Genomic DNA, 6861 nt, shown 5'->3' with positions numbered 1-6861 from the left:
TGAGCATACACATGAAATACCTAGTCGAGTGCCTAAGGAAACCCGAGTACTACAACCATGAAGTCGAAATCCACGACCCAGGATTCTACGCCCTAGCAATAAACGACGACCCAGAGGGAGACCTGAGGAGGTACATCGAGTGGGGTGAGGGGCAGGGAGTGCCCGCACTAAAGTTCGGGAGGCACTGGTATAGGCACGTGTGGAGGCAGTTGCAATCCAAGAGACCCTACGGGCACATCTTCATACACGATAAGCTGGACCTGGATAGGCATAGGGTGCTTGCGAACTACAGCGAAAAACCACTATGTGCCTCAAAGGACTTCTACATAGTAAGAACAAAAAACCCACTAATAGCCGCCTGGTACAACTCAAACCTAATGAGACTATTCCTGAAGGTGTTCAGCAGAAGAATCTCAGAAAAATGGACCAGGTTCCTGGAGGAGGACTACCTCGCAATACCAATACCCACAGAAACAACGGAGAAAACAGACCTCAAGAACATAGACAAAACCATAGAAAATTACCTATGCAAAGACGAAAAATGCAGAAACATCCTGAGAGACCTAACCAAGACCCTCGGAGAAGGCTAAGATGATGAAAATCAACGAGACTTAAGCTGATGAAGGCTTATAAGGGCAGGATAAACAATGTATTTAGTAATGTATTTAGTGACCTCATATTTCAAACAACCCAGACCCTAGAGCAAGGGCGGATGCAGAATCGCACCTAGAACTCGCATCGAGATATCTTGAGGAGAGCGAGGCCCTAATCGATAGGGATCCCGTTCAAGCCAGCGAGAAGCTGTACAAGGCAGCCGAAGAAGTCGTTAAGGCCCTCACCATGCACCTCAACGTCAGTGAAGTCCTAAATACCGTTGATAACAGGGGTAGATGGACCGTCACGGAGCTTGAGAAGGCTGTCAGGGTAATAGCTAGGAAGATTGGGGATTGGTTCGTAGACGCGTGGGACGCAGCGAACTACCTACACGTGTGGGGATTCCACGAAGCAAAACTCGAGCCCGACGATATAAGGATTAGGCTACCACACATAGAGGGGATGGTCTCGGAGGCGCAAAAGCTCGTTAAAGGATGATTGGGACAGCGCTTCTCTCGTGGCAATTACCCTAACCCTCAGGTTCACACCCATGACCCTCTCAGGCATCCTCCTCATCATCGCGGCTATTGCCCCATAGATAAGAATGCATGAGGATGCGAATGTGAGATGGAACACAGAATAAAACCTAGAGGAATAGTGTGACTCAGTAAGCCACCCAACCCCCAGGACTATCGCAAACCCAGAACTACGCCATGAAGCCTTAATAAATATTTTAAATAAATATTAACCGCCCAATCCTTAAACACCGAAAACAAAGAACTCTCGCCTTAACGTTCGTAACGGTAGACGCCGTGGGTGCTATCTATTTCTTTTGTATGAGGGGGCACCAGCGCGCGCATAAACCCACGAAAAAATAACCTATATAGATGCCACAAAGAAAAATATAGGTGAAAACAACGAAAAGCCTGCACATAAAACCCACGCACTATATAATCGAGAAAAAACACAAAAAACACCCCCAAACCATAAAGCCAAACACAAGAGAGACTTCAACATAAAGCTTCGATACCCTAATTACCCCATTAAACCAACCCACCACACCAACCACCCACAATCAAATCACAACGCAAAGGCCAACGGGAGAAAACCTAAAAAACATAGGTACAATACACAACCCGCCGCCGTAGCTCAGCCAGGTAGAGCGTCGCCTTGGTAAGGCGAAAGTCCCGGGTTCAAATCCCGGCGGCGGCTTTCATTCTCATTTTATGGTTGTGGTTTGTGGGGCCGCTTGGGTGAGGACCTCGATCGCGTGCTTCCTCTTTATGTCGTTCATGCCTCTGTACTTGGTCATGTCGTAGAGCTTCTCGAATTCTCCCTGGCTGAGCTCTCCATTCTCATTCACTAGGATTAAATCTGCCCTCAACCTTCTCAGTGGATGTGTCATGAACGGCACTATCTCACCCAATACGCTCACAGCGTCGTTTCCGTTGAGTCTCATATTCATGTACCCGTGCTCCTCATTCCTCGTAATTAGAGCTGTAACACCGAAATACTGTTGAAGTATCTCACCGAGTATGTTCACTTCATAAATATCGTTCACTCCGAACGTGATGTTAAATATTGCCACACCACCGTAGTAATTAACACTTCCATCGCCGTCTGTTGCGGCGGCTAGGGCCTTCCTTAGGTCCACCTTACCGAGTCTCCTCAACATTGAGATTGCCTCGGCTTTATCCAGCGGCCATGGCCAGGAAGTCCTGGGTATCCTGATTAAGTATTCGGTGCCTATTTTGGTTTTTGATTTTCTATTCATGTTGATATTTGGAGTTTGTATTTGTTTTAGTATCGTTACAAAGTGTATGGCGCTGATAGTGTTTGTCGTGTTCAGGCGCAGATATAGGGTGTGTCTTTTGGTTTTGATCACCATGTCCGTTATGTACCACCCGAGCCATCTTGTGTCGTTTAGTTCCTTTGCCGTTAGTGCGTTTAGCCATTGGCATGGGTCTACGCTGTACTCTCTAAAGGCATCCACGTCAACACCCACAAATTTCCACATCTTCTCACACATGAATCTCTCGCTCCAGCCAAAGTCGTGTCTCAACATCTCCTCTATACTATCAATCACTTCACTCATGCGTAGACCTAGCCTCCATCTATCCTCTCGTGATTGTGGTAGCCTAGTCATCATATTTTGTTGTGCCGTCTGATCACCCATCAAGACGTACCTCCCCAACCACTTATTCAACATCCTCGTGTTCGTATTGAATACGCTCCTGAACCAGTTTCTCGATACGCCAAGCTCGACCATGAGCTTTGTCAATAACTCACGCCTCAATTCATCATTACCCCTCAGCCATAGTTTATGAACGATCTCTTTAACACCATAAGCAATCTCCTTACTAGCCAACCTACCATCATGGCACTTATCCTTCACTAGCTCCTCGAGAATCCCCATTACGCAACCCACGTCATTTTTGCTCAGACACTCCATCGCTTGGTTCATCAACTCACTACATGTTTCTATCCTCCTCACCCGGGCGGGATTAGGTGGGGAGGTTTCGTTGCTTGGTTCCAGGTCCTCCTTTCTATCCATCAGGCCTTTGCCCTTGTTAGGCGGCCCGTTGATGATTTTAAACCCACCCACGGTCGAGGCAACGAAGCACTCAGTGCGGTGCATGGTTAAAACACCCGTGGTTCCTGAGCTCATCCATGAAGATCCTAGCGGCTTCACTGCATAGCTTTGATTCCATGCATTCACCATAGACAAAACGCCACAACCCACAGTCACTTCCCTTATACGTCAACAACCACCCAAGCGGCCAAACCACCCACAATCACAACAAATAGCTCTCACGATGATTAATAAGGCACTACGAACATAAGGACGATTGCGGTTTGGGCTTGGTTTTTGATTGGCAGGTTGTGGTGGTGTTTTAGGTTTTCTTCTGTGGGTTCATTAGTTCTGTGCCGAAGCCTAGGGCCCATAGTAGGTTTGGGTACACTATCATTCGTTCCATCCCGCCTGGCCCTAGTCCTAGGTATGTCCCTGTTATTGTCCCTGTTATGAGCAGTGCTAGGGCGATTAGGCCCATTGTCCCCAGTACTGGCCAGAGCACCCTGCCTGGGCCTCTTGAGATCCTTGCTGCTGGGTATGAAGAGATTGAGGCGAAGAAGAATGCTATTAATGCGAATATTACGTGAATTTGGTACACTGTCTCGGGGAATATACCAACACCCACTGCCCCTATTCCCGTGAGCGCTATTGTTGTTGCCAGTGCCTTGCTTAGTTGTGGATATAGTGCTGAGGCTATTATTAGGAGGAGCCCCATTACTATTATTGAGGAATTGAATATGATTGCCGTGCGTCCAACACCTAGGTCGCTTATGTAATTCATGGATACACTATAGCCTGGGTACAACGCCTCAGCCACTAGCATTGCCAGTAGGAATTCTATTACACCAATGATTCCGAGCAGCCCTGCAATGTTTACCCTATCCACGTGGGTATGCTCATGGTGAATACTTTTAAGGCGTGTGGTTATTTAGTCTATGTATATTATTTGTATATTATTAACGTTTATTAAGGGGTTGGCGTCGTTATGGTTGGTCGTTTGGGGTGCGTGGGATACCGTATGTGCCGACCAGTGAGGAGTTGTGGAATGGCGTTGTTGGTGTTTACTTTAGCCTGCAGTCTAGGAGCCCTAGTGTTGAGCCTGGTGTTGATAGGTTGAGGAGGCTCGAGTTGAGGAGGGTTAGGGAGGCTAGGAAGTACTTATTCGATGCGCTTAGTGGTGTTGCCATGGGTATGCCGTTTTTAGATTCCCTGCATCCGTTCTATAGGGAGTTGATTGAGTTGATGATCGATAGGGCGACCTACAAGCACTCCCTGGCCAAGGTTGGGCATGCCACGAAGGCTGTGGCTTCGATTTATAGGGATGCTGTTATGGCCATTAGGTCCGCGACCACAAACATGGACATAATCAAGGCACGCAGGAATTTCCTGGCTAGGGTTAAGGACCTGGTCACGGATTTAAAACCCGAGTTGGATTTCCTTAAGGCTGCGGCTGTTAAGCTTGAGGGATTGCCCGACATAGACCCTGGCCTGTTCACCATAGTTGTTGCCGGTATGCCCAATGTTGGTAAGAGTAGTTTCGTTAGGTGTGTTAGTAGTAGTAAGCCTAAGGTTGCTGAGTACCCATTCACCACGAGGGAGTTGCATGTGGGCCACTTCACGGTTCTCAATGACGTTAAGGTCCAGGTGATAGATACGCCTGGCCTCCTCGATAGGCCGTTGAGCGAGCGTAATAGGATTGAGCTTCAGGCGATACTAGCCCTTAGGCATCTGGCCAGTGTGATTGTTTTCATAATTGACCCAACACACCACAGCGGTTATCCTCTGGGCGAGCAGGTTGATTTGTTGAGGGAGGTTAGGTCTAGTTTCAACTCGCCAACAATAGTCCTAATAAATAAGATAGATATAGCATCTGACACCGAGGTGAGCGCGGCTCTGGATAATGTAAAGCTCATCGATAACTCCCTACCCATCTTTAGGGTCTCGACGATTAACTGTGGTGGTTGTAGGGATGTTATTGACCATATCGTGGATAATCACGTGATACCAAGGATCAAGGAGGCGTTGAGGCAAAGATCAAAGTTATAAGTGCCTTAGGTGCTCGGTAGGCGATGCAGATAGCAATTGCAGCCCATAGTAGCCCTGTTGATGCTAGGGTTGAGGCCATGGCTAGGGACTTCCTAAAGGAGCTTCATTCCCAATGTCCTACATCGACACTACTGCTCGGCGGTTATTGGGGTTTCATGAAGTCCATAGTTGATGAGGCTTTGAGGCTTGGTTTTAGGGTTGTGGTTGTACTACCCATTGAGAGGTACGATGTTGAGTTGCCCAGTGGTGTTGTTAGGATTGATAGTGGTTGTGAGTTTCGTTGTAGGTCTGTAATAATGGTTAGGTCTAGTGATGTACTTGTATCCCTGGGTGGTGGTGCAGGTACGATTATTGAGGCGTTGCTTGCATACGCGATGGGTAAGCCCGCCTATGTATTAACAGGAACTAACCTGAGTAGTGATAATTTACCTAAGGCCTTCCCTGAGTACGTTGATGATAGGAGGGTTGTTAGGATTAGGTATTTCGATGATCCTGTGAAGCTCGCCCAGGAGATTTGTAAGGAGAGAGTTACTGGCGTTAAGGCAATGTTCGGTTAATGCGGATAAGGGTTTAAAAGCTTGGGTTATCACTCATGGCGATGTCATCATTATTAGATAAGGTTAAACCAATGAGTATTGGGCAGGAGAGACTAATAAATGCACTTAAGGATTCAAGGAACGAGATAGTCGGTGTCTTCGGCCCAACCGGTACAGGTAAGAGCCTAATATCGTGCACCTACGGAATATCCTCAGTACTGGCTGGCGTATATAAGAGGTTCATAATAGCGAGGCCCGTGGTTGACGTAAGCACTGGTAAACCATTAACGCCTGAGGAGCTTGGTGACCTGTATTATAGAATTGCATCCGCATACCTTGAGGATATACTTGAGGGTCTCATGGATAGGGAGGAGATAATGAAGTTGCTGCAGGGTGGTAAGGTCATCGTGACTGATGTGTCGTACCTTAGGGGTAGGACGTTCGATGACGCGCTCATATTCCTAGACGATGCCCAGAGCACACAGCCTGAGAATGCGGCTGAGATCCTTATGAGGATAGGTAGGAACTCACGCCTAATAATAGCTGGCGACCCAGTGCTCCAGAGACCGCTTGGTGTGGAGAAGGATGGCGCCACATTGCTCAGGGAGGTTTTGCTTAATGAGGAGGATGCTGTGGTCGTAGACCTAGGATTGAAGGACATAGTTAGACCAGGCGCTAAACGGGGTGTTAAGGTTTCCTTTGAGTTGAGGATGAGGAAGAGGGAATTGAGCAACACAGAGAGGCAGTTGCTTGATTTAATAAGGGTGCATGCGCCCGATTCCGATGTGGTTACGGTCATCGAGTTTAAGCAGGAGAAGGAGAGCCTTGGCATTAAGGGTGAGGGTGTGCCTGATGCATTGATAGTTGCGAAGGAGGGGCACCTGGGTAGGGTTGTGGGGAAGGGTGGTGAGAGGATTAAGGCTATCGAGGGCGAGAGCAACCTGAGGGTTAGGACGGTAGAAATGAACCTAAACTTCAAAGAATGGATAAGGGCTCTTCACCCCGTTGGTTGGATTGGCAAGCACATAATCGATGTCGACTTCGCAGGTCCTGAACTCATGGTTACTGTTAGGAAGAGTGCCTTCGGCGCCTTTGTTGGCCAGAAGGGTG

The 6861-nt window shown here is 47.9% G+C and carries 7 protein-coding genes, 1 tRNA gene and 1 pseudogene; 6 read left to right on the top strand and 3 right to left on the bottom strand.

Annotated features, from left to right (window positions below; translation table 11 throughout):
• The 3 genes and pseudogenes from B7L70_RS11480 to B7L70_RS11470 all read left to right on the top strand — a co-directional run.
• Window positions 1-590: pseudogene (locus tag B7L70_RS11480) on the top strand (DNA methylase); the annotation flags it as partial.
• An 88-nt stretch (window positions 591-678) separates the two neighbouring features.
• Complete coding sequence (locus tag B7L70_RS11475) at window positions 679-1092, top strand: PaREP1 family protein (RefSeq protein WP_081228312.1); 414 nt, start codon at window positions 679-681, stop codon at window positions 1090-1092.
• Window positions 1093-1732: 640 nt separating this feature from the next.
• Window positions 1733-1806, top strand: a tRNA-Thr gene (locus B7L70_RS11470).
• 7 nt (window positions 1807-1813) lie between these two features.
• Here B7L70_RS11470 and B7L70_RS11465 read toward each other — a convergent pair.
• From B7L70_RS11465 to B7L70_RS11460, 3 genes are all read right to left on the bottom strand, one after another.
• Entirely contained in the window at window positions 1814-3232 is a 1419-nt protein-coding gene (locus B7L70_RS11465; protein WP_081228311.1) for a hypothetical protein, read from the bottom strand.
• Window positions 3219-3383 (bottom strand): hypothetical protein, encoded by a 165-nt coding sequence (locus tag B7L70_RS13610; RefSeq protein WP_162009172.1) that lies wholly within the window; start codon window positions 3381-3383, stop codon window positions 3219-3221. The genes B7L70_RS11465 and B7L70_RS13610 overlap by 14 nt, the downstream gene beginning before the upstream one ends.
• Window positions 3384-3488: 105 nt before the next feature.
• Entirely contained in the window at window positions 3489-4055 is a 567-nt protein-coding gene (locus tag B7L70_RS11460) for a DUF998 domain-containing protein (RefSeq protein WP_081228310.1), read from the bottom strand.
• Window positions 4056-4171: 116 nt separating this feature from the next.
• Between B7L70_RS11460 and B7L70_RS11455 the strand changes: the two genes are divergently transcribed.
• From B7L70_RS11455 to B7L70_RS11445, 3 genes are all read left to right on the top strand, one after another.
• The gene (locus tag B7L70_RS11455; protein WP_081228309.1) at window positions 4172-5215 is read left to right on the top strand and encodes a GTPase; all 1044 of its coding nucleotides are present in this window, start codon (window positions 4172-4174) and stop codon (window positions 5213-5215) included.
• 23 nt (window positions 5216-5238) lie between these two features.
• Window positions 5239-5772 carry an LOG family protein gene (locus B7L70_RS11450; RefSeq protein WP_081228308.1) on the top strand — a complete coding sequence of 178 codons (534 nt, stop codon included), beginning with the start codon at window positions 5239-5241 and terminating at the stop codon, window positions 5770-5772.
• 41 nt (window positions 5773-5813) lie between these two features.
• The coding region (locus B7L70_RS11445) for a PhoH family protein (RefSeq protein ID WP_081228307.1) at window positions 5814-6861 on the top strand (1048 nt) is incomplete at its 3' end.

This window comes from Vulcanisaeta sp. EB80 (genome assembly GCF_002078205.2).
Note: the sequence above shows the minus strand (reverse complement) of the source record. Positions and strands in the feature narration are given on the sequence as shown.

Coding starts and splice junctions, on each gene's coding strand:
- B7L70_RS11465 (WP_081228311.1), bottom strand. CDS start 3,232: ATGCACCGCACTGAGTGCTTCGTTGCCTCGACCGTGGGTGGGTTTAAA.
- B7L70_RS11450 (WP_081228308.1), top strand. CDS start 5,239: ATGCAGATAGCAATTGCAGCCCATAGTAGCCCTGTTGATGCTAGGGTT.